The organism is uncultured Tenacibaculum sp., from assembly GCF_947504135.1.
Taxonomy (GTDB): domain Bacteria; phylum Bacteroidota; class Bacteroidia; order Flavobacteriales; family Flavobacteriaceae; genus Polaribacter.
On sequence record NZ_CANNGG010000003.1, the window covers coordinates 288251 to 306837 of the forward strand.

General features: G+C 33.9%; 13 protein-coding genes. 6 read left to right on the plus strand and 7 right to left on the minus strand.

Annotation, left to right across the window (positions count from 1 at the left end; all coding sequences use genetic code 11):
* Window positions 1–2 precede the first annotated feature (2 nt).
* From fusA to rpsL, 3 genes are read right to left on the minus strand one after another with little or no spacing between them, the layout of a single operon-like run.
* On the minus strand, window positions 3–2120 hold the full coding sequence (gene fusA / locus Q0663_RS07705) for an elongation factor G (protein ID WP_299008996.1): 2118 nt from the start codon (window positions 2118–2120) through the stop codon (window positions 3–5).
* A gap of 6 nt (window positions 2121–2126) precedes the next feature.
* Entirely contained in the window at window positions 2127–2603 is a 477-nt protein-coding gene (gene rpsG, locus Q0663_RS07710; RefSeq protein ID WP_299008998.1) for a 30S ribosomal protein S7, read from the minus strand.
* 32 nt (window positions 2604–2635) lie between these two features.
* Window positions 2636–3016: a 30S ribosomal protein S12 gene (gene rpsL / locus Q0663_RS07715; RefSeq protein WP_028890722.1), complete on the minus strand. Its 381-nt coding sequence runs from the start codon at window positions 3014–3016 to the stop codon at window positions 2636–2638.
* A 356-nt stretch (window positions 3017–3372) separates the two neighbouring features.
* Between rpsL and Q0663_RS07720 the strand changes: the two genes are divergently transcribed.
* The 5 genes from Q0663_RS07720 (at window position 3373) to rlmB (ending at window position 13532) form a co-directional block, all read left to right on the plus strand.
* Window positions 3373–6597 carry a SusC/RagA family TonB-linked outer membrane protein gene (locus Q0663_RS07720; protein ID WP_299009000.1) on the plus strand — a complete coding sequence of 1075 codons (3225 nt, stop codon included), beginning with the start codon at window positions 3373–3375 and terminating at the stop codon, window positions 6595–6597.
* A 10-nt stretch (window positions 6598–6607) separates the two neighbouring features.
* Window positions 6608–8032 carry a SusD/RagB family nutrient-binding outer membrane lipoprotein gene (locus tag Q0663_RS07725; protein WP_299009003.1) on the plus strand — a complete coding sequence of 475 codons (1425 nt, stop codon included), beginning with the start codon at window positions 6608–6610 and terminating at the stop codon, window positions 8030–8032.
* Window positions 8033–8160: 128 nt separating this feature from the next.
* Window positions 8161–11280, plus strand: a complete 3120-nt coding sequence (locus Q0663_RS07730) for a TonB-dependent receptor (RefSeq protein WP_299009005.1) — start codon at window positions 8161–8163, stop codon at window positions 11278–11280.
* An 11-nt stretch (window positions 11281–11291) separates the two neighbouring features.
* On the plus strand, window positions 11292–12716 hold the full coding sequence (locus Q0663_RS07735) for a RagB/SusD family nutrient uptake outer membrane protein (RefSeq protein WP_299009007.1): 1425 nt from the start codon (window positions 11292–11294) through the stop codon (window positions 12714–12716).
* 78 nt (window positions 12717–12794) lie between these two features.
* The gene (rlmB, locus tag Q0663_RS07740; protein ID WP_299009008.1) at window positions 12795–13532 is read left to right on the plus strand and encodes a 23S rRNA (guanosine(2251)-2'-O)-methyltransferase RlmB; all 738 of its coding nucleotides are present in this window, start codon (window positions 12795–12797) and stop codon (window positions 13530–13532) included.
* A 29-nt stretch (window positions 13533–13561) separates the two neighbouring features.
* Here the strand turns inward: rlmB and Q0663_RS07745 are convergent, their stop codons facing one another.
* Window positions 13562–14269 (minus strand): rhomboid family intramembrane serine protease, encoded by a 708-nt coding sequence (locus tag Q0663_RS07745; protein WP_299009011.1) that lies wholly within the window; start codon window positions 14267–14269, stop codon window positions 13562–13564.
* Window positions 14270–14345: 76 nt separating this feature from the next.
* Here Q0663_RS07745 and Q0663_RS07750 point away from each other — a divergent pair, with 76 nt between their 5' ends.
* Window positions 14346–15617 (plus strand): replication-associated recombination protein A, encoded by a 1272-nt coding sequence (locus tag Q0663_RS07750; protein WP_299009013.1) that lies wholly within the window; start codon window positions 14346–14348, stop codon window positions 15615–15617.
* 173 nt (window positions 15618–15790) lie between these two features.
* Here the strand turns inward: Q0663_RS07750 and Q0663_RS07755 are convergent, their stop codons facing one another.
* The 3 genes from Q0663_RS07755 to Q0663_RS07765 are packed head-to-tail and all read right to left on the minus strand — an operon-like array spanning window position 15791 to window position 18567.
* Window positions 15791–16531: a hypothetical protein gene (locus Q0663_RS07755; RefSeq protein ID WP_299009015.1), complete on the minus strand. Its 741-nt coding sequence runs from the start codon at window positions 16529–16531 to the stop codon at window positions 15791–15793.
* 40 nt (window positions 16532–16571) lie between these two features.
* Window positions 16572–17246 (minus strand): YjjG family noncanonical pyrimidine nucleotidase, encoded by a 675-nt coding sequence (locus Q0663_RS07760; RefSeq protein ID WP_299009017.1) that lies wholly within the window; start codon window positions 17244–17246, stop codon window positions 16572–16574.
* 7 nt (window positions 17247–17253) lie between these two features.
* Entirely contained in the window at window positions 17254–18567 is a 1314-nt protein-coding gene (locus Q0663_RS07765) for a hypothetical protein (protein ID WP_367171440.1), read from the minus strand.
* Window positions 18568–18587 lie beyond the last annotated feature (20 nt).

The following is an 18587-nucleotide window of genomic DNA, read 5'->3' on the forward strand; positions in this document are numbered from 1 at the left end:
AATTAACCTTTAGCGTTTGCGATTACTTCTTCTGAAATGTTACTTGGAGTTTCTGCATAGTGAGAGAATTCCATTGTAGAAGTTGCTCTACCTGAAGATAATGTTCTTAAAGAAGTAACATATCCAAACATTTCTGATAAAGGAACGATTGCTTTTACTACTTTAGATCCAGCACGGTCGCTCATATCGTTTACTTGTCCTCTTCTTCTGTTTAAGTCTCCAACGATATCTCCCATGTTCTCCTCTGGAGTTAACACTTCTAACTTCATCATTGGCTCCATAATTACAGCTCTTGCAGCTTTTGCAGCAGCTTTGTAACCTAACTTAGCAGCTAATTCGAATGATAATTGATCAGAATCTACAGGGTGGAAAGATCCATCCTTTAAAGTAATCTTCATCGAATCCATTTCGTAACCAGCTAAAGGACCATTTTTCATTGCTTCTTTGAATCCTTTTTCTACTGACGGCACAAATTCCTTAGGAACGTTACCACCTTTAATAATAGATTCAAATTGTAATCCAGTTACACCTTCATCAGCAGGCTCCATAGTAAATACGATATCAGCAAACTTACCACGTCCACCAGATTGCTTTTTATAAACTTCTCTGTGATCTGCAGTAGCTGTTAAAGCTTCTTTGTACTCTACTTGTGGTTGTCCTTGATTTACCTCAACCTTAAACTCACGTTTTAAACGGTCTACAATAATATCTAAGTGTAACTCCCCCATTCCTGAAATAACAGTTTGCCCTGAAGCTTCATCTGTTTTTACAGTAAATGTTGGATCTTCTTCTGCTAATTTAGCTAAAGACATACCTAATTTATCAACATCAGCCTTTGTCTTTGGCTCAACAGCAATACCAATTACAGGATCTGGGAAGTCCATAGATTCTAAAACGATTGGATTCTTCTCATCAGACAAGGTATCTCCTGTTTTAATATCTTTAAATCCTACTGCAGCCCCAATATCTCCTGCTTCAATAAAATCGATTGCGTTTTGTTTGTTAGAGTGCATTTGGTAAATACGTGAAATACGTTCTTTCTTACCTGAACGGTTATTTAACACATAAGAACCTGCATCTAAGTGACCAGAATACGCACGGAAGAATGCTAAACGACCTACAAAAGGATCAGTAGCAATTTTAAACGCTAAAGCTGAAAATGGAGCTTTTGCATCTGGTTTACGAGTTTCTTCTTCTCCTGTATCAGGATTTGTTCCAATAATATTATCTCTATCAACTGGAGAAGGTAAATAACGACACACAGCATCTAATAAGAACTGAACACCTTTATTTTTAAAAGAAGAACCACATACCATAGGTATGATAGACATATCCATTACAGCAGCTCTAAGTGCAGCGTGCACTTCTTCTTCTGTAATTGAATCTTCATCTTCCATATACTTCTCTAATAAGTTTTCGTCATAAGCAGCAACCTCTTCGATTAACTTACCACGTAACTCACGAGCTTCTTCTTTTAATTCTTCTGGAATTTCAACAACATCAAAAGTTGACCCATGATTTTCGTCGTGCCAAACAATAGCACGGTTTTTAACTAAATCAACAATTCCTTTAAAATCTGCCTCATCACCAATATTTAATACGATTGGCACCGCGTTAGATTTTAACATGTCTTTTACTTGCTGACATACTGCTAAGAAGTTCGCTCCCTGACGGTCCATTTTATTAACGAAACCAATACGAGGTACTTTATAGTTATCAGCTAAACGCCAGTTAGTTTCAGATTGTGGCTCAACTCCATCTACTGCAGAGAATAAGAACACTAATCCGTCTAACACACGTAATGAACGGTTTACTTCTACAGTAAAGTCAACGTGACCTGGAGTATCAATAATATTAAAATGGTACCCTTTAGCATCAGCAGTAGGTTTTCCATTTTCTGTTGGGAATTGCCATGTACAAGTAGTTGCTGCAGAAGTAATTGTAATACCTCTTTCAGCCTCTTGCTCCATCCAGTCCATTGTAGAAGCACCATCGTGTACTTCTCCAATTTTATGAGACACTCCTGTATAGAAAAGGATACGCTCAGTTGTTGTTGTTTTACCAGCATCAATATGAGCAGCAATACCGATATTTCTTGTATATTTTAAATCTCTTGCCATTTCTTATTAAAATCTAAAGTGTGAGAATGCTTTGTTTGCTTCAGCCATTTTATGAGTATCAACTCTTTTCTTAACAGCAGCTCCTTCTTCTTTAGCAGCAGCTAAAACCTCAGCAGCTAAACGTTGTGCCATTGTTTTTTCATTACGCTTACGCGCATAAGAGATCATCCATTTAATCGCCATAGAAACCTTACGGTCTGGACGAATTTGCATTGGAATTTGAAAAGTTGCACCACCAACACGGCGAGAACGAACTTCTACGTGAGGCATCACGTTAGATAAACCATCTTTCCACACTTCTAAAGCCGACTTTTCTTCGTCAGTTTTCTTTTCGTTTACGATATCCATTGCATCGTAAAACACTTTGAACGCTACAGATTTTTTACCGTCCCACATTAAGTTATTCACAAAACGTGTAACTAATTGATCGTTGAATCTTGGATCCGGTAACAAAACTCTTTTTTTAGCTCTTCTTTTCCTCATGTCTTTACATTAAAAAAGTTACTAATTAATTTTTACTTTTTGTCTTTTGGGCGTTTTGCACCATACTTAGATCTACGTTGGGTTCTACCCTCAACACCTGCAGTATCTAATGCTCCACGTACCACGTGGTATTTAACACCTGGTAAATCTTTTACCCTTCCACCTCTAACTAATACTATCGAGTGCTCTTGCAAGTTGTGTCCCTCACCTGGAATATACGCGTTGATTTCATTACCATTTGTTAAACGAACCCTTGCTACCTTACGCATTGCTGAGTTAGGTTTCTTAGGTGTTGTGGTATACACACGCGTACAAACTCCACGTCTTTGTGGACATGCTTGTAAAGCAGCCGATTTACTCTTCTTAGTTATTTTGGCTCTTCCTTTACGAACTAATTGTTGAATAGTTGGCATACTAAATTATTACTTGTTTTTAATTTGTACTTAAATTACTCTAATTTTAAGAGTGTGCAAATGTACGACAATTTTCTATTTATTCAAATATCAAGGAGTTATTTTTACTAAAACATCATTCCACAAATCGAAAAACCTTCAATTTCGATATAAAAAAACAATCAACTCATCTAACATACCTTACAATACACTAATAAAAAATACTCGTAAAAAAAATCTTAAAAAAGAAGTTACTCCTTATTTTTTAACACAAAAAAATACATTAACATTTATTTTTTTTATATTTCTTTAACAAATTCTTTGTTTTTTAATATTTATTTATGATTTTTGACTCAATTAATTCAAATAATTACATAATGAAAACAAAGTTTAATGGAATTTTGACGCTACTACTAGCGTTGATTGTGCAAATATCCTTTGCACAAGAAAAAACAATTTCAGGTACAGTTTCAGACGAAACAGGCCCATTACCAGGGGTTAACGTACTAGTAAAAGGAACAACCACAGGTACCGAATCTGATTTTGACGGAAAATTCTCAATCAAAACAAAAACAGGCGATGTACTGGTATTTAGTTTTGTTGGAATGAAAACTATAGAGAAAACAGTTGGAACCTCAAACACAATGACTATCATTATGACTAATGACAATGTGTTAGACGAAGTAATTGTAACAGCTCTAGGTATTAGTAAACAAGAAAAAGCCATCGGTTATGCAGTACAAAAAGTTGATGGTGACAAACTTAACGAAGCAAAAGAAGCTAACTTGGTTAACTCACTACAAGGTAGAGTTGCTGGTGTACAAATTCAAGGTTCTGCTTCTTCACTAGGAGGATCATCAAGAATCACCATTCGTGGTTCTAACTCTTTCTTAGGTAACAACCAACCATTATTTGTTATAGATGGTGTGCCTATTAACAATGATAATTACGCTAATCAAGACCAACAATCAGGTTTTGGTGGAGGTTCTTATGACTATGGTAACTCTGCTTCTGACATAGACCCTTCTAATATAGAATCTATGTCTGTTTTAAAAGGTGCGGCTGCTACTGCTATTTATGGTTCTAGAGGTGCAAACGGTGTTATTCTTATAACTACCAAAAGTGGTAAAGGACAAAAAGGAATAGGTATTAGCTTTGACTCTAGTGTTAGTATTGACGAAGTAAACAACCTTATTCCTATTCAAACAGCTTACGGTGGAGGTTCTATTTATTCAACTGCTAGCGGTTTTAACGAGTTTACACAAGACGGTGTCTCTTATTTAGCTCCTAACTACGCTAAAGACGGTTCTTGGGGTCCTAAATTCGACCCAAATCTAATGGTTAGACACTGGGACTCATGGGATCCAGGATCACCTAACTATAAAGAAACTAGACCATGGGTAGCTCCTAAAAATCCATACGATTCTTTTTTTGACATCGGTACCACTTTCACTAATTCAGTAGCTTTTTCTGGATCTAACGAAAAATCTAACTTCAGAGTTGGATATACAAACCTTAACGTACAAGGTACTACACCTGGTGGGGAGCTTGAAAGAAACACCTTAAACCTAAACACTTCTTACAAACTTACCGACAAGTTAAGAACTAATATTGTTGCAAACTACGTTAACACTTCTGCTGAAAACAGAAATGTAACTGGTTACTCTCAAGGTAATGCTATGCAAGGATTTTATCAGTGGTGGCAATCCCAATTAGATGTTGAACGTTTAAGAGACCAACAAAACACATCTGAAGGAAACCAATATACATGGAACCCTAAAGGTATCACGAAAGATTCTAGCGGGAGTTTAACTTCATTTGACCCAACTGCTAACTACTTTGACAATCCTTTTTGGGTTAGAGAAAACTTCCTACAAGAAGATGTTAAAAACAGACTGTACGGTAATGTTAACCTAAGTTATGACATTACTGATGAATTAACATTTACCACTCAATTTGGAACCGACTGGTTTCAATTAAACGCAAGAGAAGGTATCCCTTTCAGATCAGTTGACGGATCAAGATATGAAGAAACAAAAAGACACTTCCAAGAAACAAATATGGAAGTACGACTAACTTACAACACTGATTTTAGTGATGAGTTTTCTTTCAATGGTTCTATCGGTGCTAACAGAATGAGAAGCTCTCAAAAAAGAACTACAATAGAAACTACAGGTGGTTTAATCGTAGACCGATTCTTTAATATTGCTAACTCTGCAGGTAGTCCTATAGCAGAAACCTTCGAATCAACAAGAGGAATAAACAGTGTATTCGCGACTGCTTCTTTAGGATGGAGAGACATGCTTTTCTTAGACCTTGCTGCTAGAAACGACTGGTCTTCTACCTTACCAAAGAAAAACAATAGCTACTTTTACCCTTCTGCTTCTTTAAGCTTTGCTATTTCGGAATTAGAAGGAGTTAAAGGAAGTGATGTTATCAACTTCGCAAAAGTTAGAGCAAGTATAGCACAAGCTGGTAATGACAGTGATCCGTTTCGTTTAACTGACGCATACAATCCATTACCTCCTAACTTTGGAAACAATCCTCTTTACGAAGTTCCTAACGCTCAACAAAACCCAGATTTAGTTAATGAGTTAACTACAGAGGTAGAATTTGGTTTTTTAGTTAAATTATTCAGAAACAGATTAACTATTGATGCTGCATACTATGATAGAACTACAGATGACCAAATATTCAACGTTCCAGTATCAAACACTACAGGTTATACTTCTAGACTCTTAAACGCAGGAAAAATGAAAAACTCTGGTTACGAGCTTCAACTTAGCGGTACACCTATAGTTACCGACAACTTCAGATGGGACCTAGGTCTTAACCTTACAAAACAAAAAAATGAAGTAGTTGAATTACTAAAAGACGATGAAGGTAATACTATTGTTGAAAGTATCGGTGTCGGAAGCACTTGGGCTGCAGACTTAAGAGTTCAAGAAGGATTACCATACATGGCGTTATTTGGCCAAGATTTTGTTTATGATGACAATGGTAATAAAGTAGTTGGCAGTGACGGTGTGTATAAATTTACTGACGATAGAGTTTACCTAGGCTCTGCTCTTGCTGATTGGACTGGAGGATTCAGCACCTCTTTTAGCTACAAGGGTGTTACTTTATCTGGATTATTTGACTTTCAAGTTGGAGGCATCATGCACTCTACATCTTTACAATGGTCTAAATACTCTGGTATGCACCCAGAAACAGTTTCATATAACGGAGAATCTGATATCCGTGAAAACGGTATGGTTTTACCTGGTGTAAAAGAAGATGGGACTCCTAATGACATTAGAATAGACCCTATTGCATACTACCAAAATAATTTTGCTGTAGCAGCTCCAAACACATACGACGCTAGCTTCTTAAAATTTAGAGAATTAAGACTAAGTTACACAATACCTAACAAAATCTTAAATAAAACACCTTTCTCAAGCTTAAATTTAAGCTTATACGGAAGAAACTTAGCTATACTTTACTCTGATGTTCCTTACATTGACCCTCAGATTATTACTGGATCTGGTAACACTCAAGGTCTTGAAAACGCTCAAATACCTTCAACTAGATCATTCGGAATTAATTTATCTGCTAAATTTTAAATTTAAAAAAATGAAAAAAATTAAATTATTAATACTAACGTTATCAGTACTATCACTATACAGATGTGATGACCTTTCTGATCTTAACGTTGATCCAAATACAGCTGTAGCCGTAGCTCCATCTACGCTTCTTACCACAGCACAGTTTAACTACTACAGTAGAGTTTCAGGTGTAAACATGAATGCTGACTGGGGACAACTAATGGTTCAATACTGGGCACAAAACGAATATACCGAAGAACAAAGGTATAATGTAAATGTAACTCACTTCAATGCAAGTTGGAGAGTTTTTTATGCAGACGTACTAAAAGAACTATACTCAGCGAAAGAACTTGTTGAAAATGAATTAATAAGTGATGACATTAAAACCAACAAAAAGAACATTTTAGATGTAATGATAGCTCAAACTTTTATTACATTAACCGATAGTTATGGTGACGTTCCATACACTGAAGCAATTTCTGATATTTCATTGCCTGCTTATGACAAACAAGAAATAATATACAAAGGTATACTTGAAATGCTTAAAAACGCTAGTGACACTTATGTTTCTTCAGCTAATTCATTTAGTAGCGGTGATGTAATTTATGGTGGAAACATTGAGAATTGGAAAAAATTAACCAACTCTCTTATGTTAAAATATGCCATGAGACTTAGCGATATTGATCCATCCACAGCTGAAAAATACGCTAAAGCAGCTGAAAACAACCTTATATCAAACAACGCTGAAAACGCACTATTTACATTCGATTCTAATGAAGATAGAGCAAACCCTTTGTTTCGTAACCTTTCTCCTTTAATTGACAACAGAGATGACTATTGTGTTTCAGAATACTTAGTTACAACACTAGAAAGTATGGGAGATCCTAGATTAGATGAATACGCTAAACCTGCTTCTGGTGGTACTATCGTAGGTATGCCTTATGGCTTAAATGATAATGATGCTACAAATTTAAAATCTACAACTTCAAGACCTAATGATCAAGTGAGAGAAGCTACAACTCCTCATGTTGTTATGTCATATTCTGAAGTTGAGTTTTTACTTGCAGAAGCCTACCAAAGAAATTTTTTAACTGGTAATGCGCAAGATGCCTACAACAAAGGTATTGAAGCCTCTATGAATCAATGGGGGATTACTGATGGAGCAACTATCTCTAGCTACATTGCAAACAATCCATACGATGCTTCCAATTGGAAAATGTCTTTAGGTACTCAGAAATGGGTTGCTTTATATATGAATGGGCTAGAAGCTTGGAACGAATGGAGAAGATTAGATTACCCACAATTAACTGTACCAACAGAGGCGGTAATAAGTTCAATCCCTGTAAAACTACCATACCCTTTATCTGAAACCCAAAATAATTCTAATCAGTTAAACCAAGTAACCACTACACCTGGTAACTTAACTAATAAAGTATGGTGGGATGTAAACTAGTGTCACCTAAACCTTTAAATTAAAAAAAACGCCTTAGATAAATTCTAAGGCGTTTTTTAATGTTAAAAAATTGTTTATTTAAGATATATTTATGATTTTAGCGCTTAATTAATTCAAATAATTACATAATGAGAACAAAGTTTAATGGAATTTTAACGCTATTCCTAGCGTTGATTGTGCAAATATCCTTTGCACAAGAAAGAACGATTTCAGGTACTGTTTCAGATGAATCTGGTCCATTACCGGGAGTTACGATATTAAAAAAAGGTACTACACAAGGTACTGAAACTGATTTTGATGGTAACTACTCTATCAATGTTAAAACTGGTGACGTATTAGTTTTCAGTTTTGTAGGTATGAAAACAGCTGAAAGAACAGTAGGTACTTCTAATCAGATTTCAGTAGTTTTAGAAGGAAACAACTTACTTGAAGAAGTAGTTGTTGTTGCTTATGGTACTCAAAAAAGGGAAGCTATTGTTGGATCGGTAGCTGTAGTTGATAGTGATATTATTGACAAACAACAAGTTGTTTCTGTTACTAATGCTATTCAAGGTGCTGTACCTGGTGTAAGTATAATTGCAGCTGGTGGTCAACCTGGAGACAACCCAACTATTAGAATTAGAGGTGTTGGTTCTATTAATGCTGGGGCTGATCCATTAATTATTCTAGATGGTTCACCTTACAATGGAAACTTAAACACTATCAGTGCCGATCAAATAGAAAGTATGTCTGTTTTAAAAGATGCTTCTTCAACAGCGCTTTATGGTTCTAGAGCTGCAAACGGTGTTATATTAATCAACACAAAGAAGGGTAGAAAAAACTCTCCTACAAAAGTTACTTTTAACTCATCTTTAGGTGTTGCAAGTAGAGCAGTTGAACAACACAAAATGTTAGGTACTGATGATATAATGAGATATAATTGGGAGGCAGTGAGAAACTCTAATATGTATGCTTCTGGTCAAGATGCAGTTACAGCAGGAACAAATGCTTCTAATTCTTTAATCTCATTGTTAGGGTACAACCCTTATGGTCCGGGTGTTCCTAACCCAGTTGATCCTAGTGGTAACCTTGTAACTACAGATAAATTGTGGGAAACTGATTGGCAAGATTTAATGTTTAATGACGCAGCAATAAGATCAGAATACGGTTTAACTGCTTCTGGAGGAACTGAAAATAGCACTTTCTTTTTTTCTATGAATTATTTAGATCAAGAAGGTTCTATCTCTGAATCTGACTTTGAAAGATTAACTACTAGAATAAATGCTACTACAGATGTTAATGACTGGTTGGAATTAGGTTTAAATGTAGGTTATTCTACACAAGAACAAAACAATCCTACACAGTCAGGTAGTTCTTACCAAAGTGCTGTTCAATGGACTACTTCTGTTTCTCCTATTTATCCTCTTTATAGAAGAGACGCTAATGGTCAACTTATTCTTGATGGGTTTGGTGATCCTATATACGATTATGGGGATAACCCACAAATAGTTAATGGTGTTAGACCAGTTTTCGAAGGAGAAAATTCTTATGGTTCTTTATTTAATTATATTAATTTGAATAAACGCCATCAATTTAACGCAAGTACATTTGCTCAAGTTGATTTCACAGATTATTTGAACTTTAAAACTACTGTTTCATACGAACAATATTTTTTTGATTCATTTTCTTATGTGCATAATCAATATGGATATGCAGCAAATGCTGGTGGTAGAGTAACACAGGATAGAGATGTTACTACTACAAAAAACATAACAAACTCTTTAAACTTTAACAAGTCTTTTGGAGATCATAATGTTAGCGCAAACTTAATTCACGAAGCTTACGAATTAAACTACAGTACACTAAATGCTCAAGGTACTGGTTTTTTACCTAATGTATATGTTTTAAATGGAGCTACAGTACCTGAAGGTATTGGTGGAGCAGAATTTGACCAAGCTATTGAAAGTTATTTAGGAAGAGTTAGTTATAACTACAACGAAAAATATTTTGTTGAAGGTTCATGGAGAACGGATAATTCTTCTCAGTTCTCTGCCGAAACAAGAAGGGGAGAGTTTTTCTCTTTAGGGGGATCTTGGATTGTTTCTAAAGAAAAATTCTTAGAAAGTTCATCTTTCTTAAGTTACTTGAAATTGAAAGCATCTTATGGTGAATTAGGTAATAACAAAGTTGGTTATTTCCCTTATACGAATAATTTTGAAACTGGTTGGAATGAATTAGATAATACAGGTGTATTAATTCCTTCTTTAAATGACCCTCTTTTAACATGGGAAACAACTGCTATAGGAAACTACGGGGTTGATTTCAGACTATTTAACGATAAAATAAGTGGTTCGGTAGAATATTACAACAGAGAATCTAAAGCTTTAATATATGATGAGCCTATACCTTCTTCTTCTACAGGTTTTACAGAAATAACTACAAACACTGGATCTCTTCTTAACTCAGGAGTAGAAGTAACTTTCAATGCTGATATTATTAACAACAAAAATTTTAATTGGAGAGCTGGTTTAAATCTTGCCTTTGAGAAAAATGAAATTACTGAATTAACTCAAGACCAATTTATTAACGGTACCAAATTATGGAAAGAAGGTAATTCCCTTTATGAATTTTATGTTCGTGAGTATGCTGGTGTAGATTCTGCTACTGGTGATGCTTTATGGTATATTGACGTTACTGACCCTAATACTGGAGAACCTACAGGTGAAAGAGACGTAACTAGCGAATATGCAGATGCTACAAGATATGAAACCGGAAAACAATCTCTTCCTGATTTTTCTGGTGGATTCAACACTAACATGTCTTATAAAAACTGGGACTTGAATTTACTTTTTAACTTCAGTTTTGGAGGATATGTAATGGATTACACATATGCGTCTCTAATGGGAAGTGGTGAAAATTTAGGTAGAGCTATGTCTGTTGATATTAAAGATCGTTGGCAACAACCAGGAGATATAACTAATGTTCCAAGATTATCTAACTCTAACAATGATTATAACGCTACATCTGATAGATTTTTATTTAAAAATGATTTTGTTAGATTAAAAGCATTGAATGTTGGATATAATTTTGACTCAGATGTAATTAAAAATGTTGGTCTATCTAATTTAAGATTGTACTTACAAGCTGATAACTTATGGACTTACCAATCTCATAAAGGAATTGATCCTGAACAAAGTATAGCTGGTACAACAGATAACAGATCGTTTAACCAAAGAATTATCTCTTTTGGATTTAACATTCAATTATAAAAAACACACAAATGAAGAATATAGTTTTTAAAATATCATTAGTCTTAGTACTTGCCATGACCTTTTCGGCTTGTTCTGAAGATTTTATAAATGACCCAAAGCCTACTGATCAAGTTAATGAAGACGTTATATTTTCATCTAGGACAGGAGTAAATGCATATATTTCTGGAATAATGAGAAGATTTAGAGGCCAATTCAACAGTACTGATGCAGCTGGTGTGAATTCTATTTACTATGCACGAACTGTAAAAGGTAATGACATTATTCAACGTAACACATGGTTTAGTTTCGATTATGAAAACGACAATAGAGAACCAGGCTATAGAAGAACAACTTTTACTTGGGAGTATTGTTACTATATGATAGGACAGGCTAACCTTTTAATTCAAGGTATCGAAAATTCAGCATCTTTATCTTCTCAAGATAAGGCTGAAACTTTAGGTCAAGCTAAAGCGATTAGAGCTTTCTTTTATTTTCAGTTAGCCATGGAGTATCAACACACATATACGTATGATGCTTCATTACCATCTCCTCCTGTTGTTACTACAACTGACACCTCTCATAAACCTATGGGAACATTACAAGAGATGTATGATTTAATTTTAGATGATTTAACTTTTGCTACTACTAATTTAACTAGTGACAGGTTAGGTAAATCTTACATTAACCGTGAAGCTGCTTTTGGTATTTTAGCTAGAGTTTATTTAGTTATGGAAAATTGGCCAGGTGCTGAATATGCAGCTAAACAAGCTTATGGTGGAACTAATCCTTACCTAAACGCTAGTAGTTACGGTACTGGTTTCAATGATTATAGTAATCCTGAGTGGATTTGGGGTAGTGCTCAATCTGCTGATCAAAGTAATTATTACTGGGGAGCTCCTCATGCTCATACAGATCATTCTGTATTATCGTATGCTGCGACATTTTTTAATGTTGATTTTGTAGATTTATTCTCTCCAACTGATGTTAGAAACTTATTTATTAACGGATATGGTGTTCCTGACTCTGATTATAGACGTTGGATTACTACTAAATTTACTTTTGCTTTTGATTCTGATCATCCAATAATAAGAACTGCTGAAATGTTATTAACTGAAGCTGAAGCAATAGCTAGACAGGGAGGTAGAGATGCAATTGCTGCTGACTTGTTATTTACCCTTCAATCTAATAGAGATCCTAATGCAACTCCTTCTGGTAATACTGGACAAGATTTAATTGATGAAATCTTAGTAGAAAGAAGAAAAGAATTATATGCTGAGATTGGAGTAGAATGGTTTGATGCTAAGCGTACTAGAACTGGAATTACAAGAACTGGTAACCATAGAATAATGAGTGCTAGCTTAACTCCTGATGATAAGAAGTTTTTCTTAAAAATACCTCAATCAGAGATTGATGCTAATGACTTAATTGATGATAGCGTTAATGCTAACAGGTAAGATTTTTTTTAATTAGAAATCAAAACCACCTCTAACGAGGTGGTTTTTTTATACCATAAAATGAACTACATTTGCAGCATGGAACAAAACACAAACATTTTTGGTATAAGAGCCATTATTGAAGCCATAGAAAGTGGCGCTTCAATTAATAAAGTATATCTTCAAAAAGGCTTACGAGGAGACTTATTTTTTCAGTTAGACAAACTGTTGAAAAAAAACAAAATATCAACTAGTGTTGTTCCTACTGAAAAGTTAGACCGCTTATCTAAACATAACAATCACCAAGGAGCTGTTGCAAAAATTTCTCCTATTGATTTTCATGATTTAGAAAGCTTAATTGAAGAAACATTGGAGTCTGACAATATTCCTTTATTTCTATTACTTGATCAAGTATCAGACGTAAGAAATTTTGGAGCTATCATTAGAACTGCTGAATGTACAGGTGTAAACGGAATTATCATTCAAAAAAGCGGTAGTGCTCCTGTAAATGCTGAAACCATAAAAACTTCTGCTGGTGCTGCTTTTAAAGTTCCTATTTGTAAAGTAGATCACATTAAAGATGCTATTTTTCAGTTAAAAGCTGCAGACATTAAATTAGCAGCTGCAACTGAAAAAACCGAAGATTCAGTTTTTGATGTTAATTTTAATCAACCTATGGCAATCATCATGGGTTCTGAGCACAAAGGAGTAAGTAACTCTGTTTTAAAAATGGTGGATTATAAGGCTAAATTGCCACTTCTAGGTGAAATCGAATCTCTAAATGTGTCAGTTGCTTGTGGTGCATTCTTATACGAAGCTGTAAGACAACGTTTATAAAAATATAATCCTGCTAAATGCAGGATTTTTTATTCCTCTTCCTTGTATATATAACGGTATTTTATTTCCTTCAATTCTAACTCGGCTTCCTCTACAATTGGTGGAATATAGTTTCCATTTTCATCAAACATATCATCAAATTCTGTTTTAGAGAACTCAAACTTTTCTTTTACTATTCCTCTTTTTCTATACAGTAGAGAAAGAACAAACCCAGTTACCAACCCAGATAGATGTCCTTCCCAAGACATTCCTTCTTTAATGGGTAAAACATACCAAACCATACTTCCGTATAAAAAAATCGTGATAAACGAAACAGCTACTAATCGGTAGTTCTTTTTGATAATTCCACTGAAAAGCACAAAACTGAATAGTAAGTACACAATTCCACTTGCACCGATATGATATGACTCTCGAGCAATTATCCAAGTTAACAATCCAGTAATTATTCCTCCATAAATCAAAACTTTCACCGCTACTTCCTTATAAAAGTAAAAAAGGCACGCAGAAAGCACGAACAACGGAACAGAATTATTAAAAAGATGATTTGTATCGCTATGAATAAAAGGAGAGCACAAAACCCCTTTTAAACCACTAAAATTTCTTGGGAATACTCCAAATTTATTAAAATTCCAGCCAAATGTAATTTCTAACCAGTATACAAGCCAAATTGTAAAAACAAACAGGAAAGGAATAGTAAAAACCGTTGGAGAAAATTTTAGGTGGTGTTCTGTTTTCATAATGTTGAAAATAACAAAAATAAATCCAAAGTAGCATTTCTGAAGTTCTGTCATAAATCTTTGTTATTTTTACAAAATGAATCAACCTTTGGCAGAAAGAATACGCCCGCAAAATTTAAACGATTATATTAGTCAACAACATTTAGTGGGTGAAAACGGTATTTTAACCAATCATATTAAGCAGGGAATCATTCCTTCGTTAATTTTATGGGGACCTCCAGGGATTGGTAAAACTACTCTAGCAAATATTATCGCCAACGAATCTGAACGTCCTTTTTATACTTTAAGTGCCATAAGTTCTGGTGTAAAAGATGTTCGTGAGGTAATTGAAAAAGCAAAGAAAAGTGGCGGATTGTTCACTCAGAAAAATCCGATTTTATTTATTGATGAGATTCATCGTTTTAGCAAATCGCAACAAGATTCTTTATTAGGCGCTGTTGAAAAAGGATGGGTAACATTGGTAGGTGCTACTACAGAAAACCCAAGCTTTGAAGTGATTCCTGCCCTACTCTCTCGTTGCCAAGTGTATATCTTGAATTCTTTTGATAAAGAGGATTTGATTGCACTTTTGCACAGAGCAATGGAAAAAGACGAAATCATTTCTCAGAAAAAAATCAATTTAAAAGAAACGGATGCTTTGTTACAAGTATCTGGTGGTGATGCGAGAAAACTTCTGAATATTTTTGAATTATTAGTTTCTGCTGATGATGAAATTGAGATTACTAATGAATTGGTGTTATCTAAAATTCAAAAAAACACAGTTCGCTATGATAAAACAGGTGAACAACATTATGATATCATTTCCGCCTTTATTAAATCGATTAGAGGAAGTGATCCCAACGCAGCTGTGTATTGGTTAGCTCGTATGATTGAAGGTGGAGAGGATGTAAAGTTTATTGCACGTAGAATGCTTATTGCTGCCTCAGAAGATATTGGAAATGCAAATCCCACAGCGTTGATTTTAGCGAACAATACTTTTCAAGCAGTTTCAGTTATTGGCTATCCAGAATCGAGGATTATTTTAAGTCAATGTGCTGTGTATTTAGCAAATTCTGCAAAAAGTAACGCATCGTATATGGCGATTGGTGAAGCTCAAAACTTGGTTAGAACAACTGGCGATTTATCTGTTCCTTTGCATTTACGAAATGCTCCTACTAAATTAATGAAAGATTTAGACTACGGAAAAGACTATCAATACTCGCACAATTACGCAGGCAATTTTGTAAATCAAGAGTTTTTACCTGACGAAATTAAAAACACCAAACTATACGAACCAGGAAATAATGCTCGTGAAAATCAATTTAGAGAATTGTTAAAACAACGTTGGAAGGATAAATACAACTATTAAAAACTATGAATTTTACAAAGATTAAACCTGTTTATTTGTACCTATTATCTGGAATAATACTCCCTTCTTCAATAGTCTTTAAGGAAGAAAGGAGCTATTTATATTATACTTGTTTAGTTATTGGTTTTAGCCTTTTTCTCTTAGCAGTTATTAAATATCTAAGAGAAAAATAATTAAAACTTCACTTGGTATTCTTCAGTTACTTTACCATCATTCGTATAGTATTCAGCAAACCAAGAATTTCCATTTTTGTATAAGATTCCGTTTTTATCTTTTATAACAAAAACATCTTTTACATTGGTTTTTAATACTTGAAAAACAACCTCAGGTTTCATATTAACTAATTGAAAACCGTTAGGTATTGGTTGTGCAAATAATTGCTCTTTAACATTGGCTGGTTTTTCAACAACCTCCGCTACTTTACTTTCTACTACCGTTGGTACCAAAGCTAAGGCTGGTACTTCTTTAGTTACAACATCTTCTTGCAACGGAACGTATGTATACTTTAAAGCTTCTATCGATTTAAAAGCATCCCGGATTGCTTCATGATAGGCCTTTTTATAATCTTTTTCTTTACTTCTTCCTTCTTTCGAAGTAAACACCACTTTATTATAACAATCTCTTAATTCAATAACACTTTTAGTAGTAAACATACCTGATTCATCTTTTACAGTTCCTGTTAAAACTAAACATCGGTTATCAGCAACTTCAGCAGGTAATTCTTCATCATCTAAAAAAGCGGTAAATCCGTACTTGTTGAATAAAAACTTAGTTAGTGAACTTGTTTGGTATTTATCTTTCTCTTTAACAAAATCAAACTTGCTTGGTACGATTATATATTTATAATTGTTAATAGATTTCTGCGCAAAACTCGCTGTTGATATAAACAATGCTATTAAAAGTATTCTTTTCATTTTATTCTTATTAGGTATGATATCTTTAATCTTGATAAACTTATAAATAATTTTTTAATTCTATTAATGAAGCTACGCGTTGTACTCCATTATTTTTAGCTTCTTCGGAAAAATGGATTGCCATCATCCCCGAGTTTAACGCTCCCATAACATCTGCTTCGTAGCTATCCCCTATCATAATCGATTCGTGAGCTTCAGCTTCAGCTTTGCTTAAAGCAAATTCAAAAACTTTAGGATTCGGTTTTTTAACTCCAACACATTCCGAAGTAATTACTTGCTTAAAGTATTTATCAATCCCTGATTTTTGCAGTTTTAAGTTCTGTACTTCTTCAAACCCATTGGTTATGATATGCAAGTGGTACTTATTTTCTAAATACTCTAAAACTTCAACAGCATCAGAAAACAGATAATTATAATTGGGTAGATAACGAATATAATCTTCAGAAATCACATCAATCATATCATCAGAAACCTTATAGTTTAAAGCATCAAAAGTTTCTTTTAATCTATGATATCTTAAATCTGATTTTTCAACTTTATCTTCTCTGTACAATCGCCAATATTTTAAGTTTATCGGCATGTACACTTCTAAAAAATCATCAATAGGAATTGTAATGTTTTGCTCTTCAAAAATTTTCTGAAAAGTCAGTTTTGAATTTCTATCAAAATCCCAAAGTGTGTGGTCTAAATCAAAAAATAAGTGTTTTATTTCCATATTTTTATTACGCTTCTTTTACTATTTTAAGCATTGAATTATACAATCTACTCCAACCTCTCCATCTCAAATAGTTACTCAAACTTTCGTTATGAAATACTGTAATAAAAGTACCGTTAACTGCTTTTACTTCATTTTTTAAATCTCTTATTTTTCCTAATGATTGCTTAGGTGTAAACTTCATATAATCGTTAAGCGTTACATCCATAAGTGCAAATGGAAAGATTTTTAACGGTGTTTGAATTTCAAAATCTAAATCATAAAAATAAAAGGGAGTACATGTACTCGCTCTAAAACCTACATCACTGGCATATCCCATTGAGTAATCTTCTTCTATTTCTAAATCTATTAACTGTTGGTACGTTTCTGGCAACGAAACTCTCAAATAGTGTTGTCTTGATCTGTTAATAGGCATATTAGTAATAGCCTCTAAACGTTCTTTTTCTTTCTTTAACAATGAAAGATTATTCATAGTATAATAAGAAGGATGTAGCCCTACCCGAGCATAATCTACCATATCTTTTATCAATAACTTGAATTTTCTTTTTGAAGCAGAAACATTGGTGTCAAATGTTGTATAATCCCCTATTAAAAAGAAAAAAATGGTTCTTACATTATACGTTTTCTTCAATTCTATAAGTTTTTCAAAAGTATCAAACGGATCTTTTTTTAGATTAAAAAGTACTGCAAACCTATCCCAAATTGTAAAAATTTTAAACTGCGAAGCATCTTTTAAGAAACCTCCTATCGTCCTTATAAAACTCTTGTGTTTGTAGGCATACGCATTATCAACATCTATTGTTGAAATATATTGATAGCTTCTTTCTTCGTTTTCAAAATCGGGAAACTTATGTTTTAACACCTCTAAAAACTTGTATGCCCAAATATCAACCAAAGGTTTTTCTAAAAAACCGTTCTGATAAGCAATACTTTGATTGGCAGAAAAACGCCCATGTTTATCATTGATATGCGGTAAATATTCTTCATACCTAGAAATTAAATAAAAACTAGCGGCAAAAAGGTCAAATGGAATTTCTGAAGCTTCAACTGTAGAAAAAAAACAAGGTACCCCTTCCCATTCTTGTATATTTATTTCAACATCTTTGATTCCTTGTTGGAATAACAGTTCATGGCTTTGAACAAAAAATTCTTTACCTAAAGGCACGTTCGTATAAGAAAACTTTGGCCCGTTAAAAGCTACAAACTCTTCTACCTTACCTGTAAAATCTATTTCAACCTGTAAAATACGTGTAAAAATTTGTTTGAAAACATAACGAACTCGAGGAGTAACTTTATGGGTGTAAATCAGTATCATACTCATAATATAATTAGTTGTAAAAT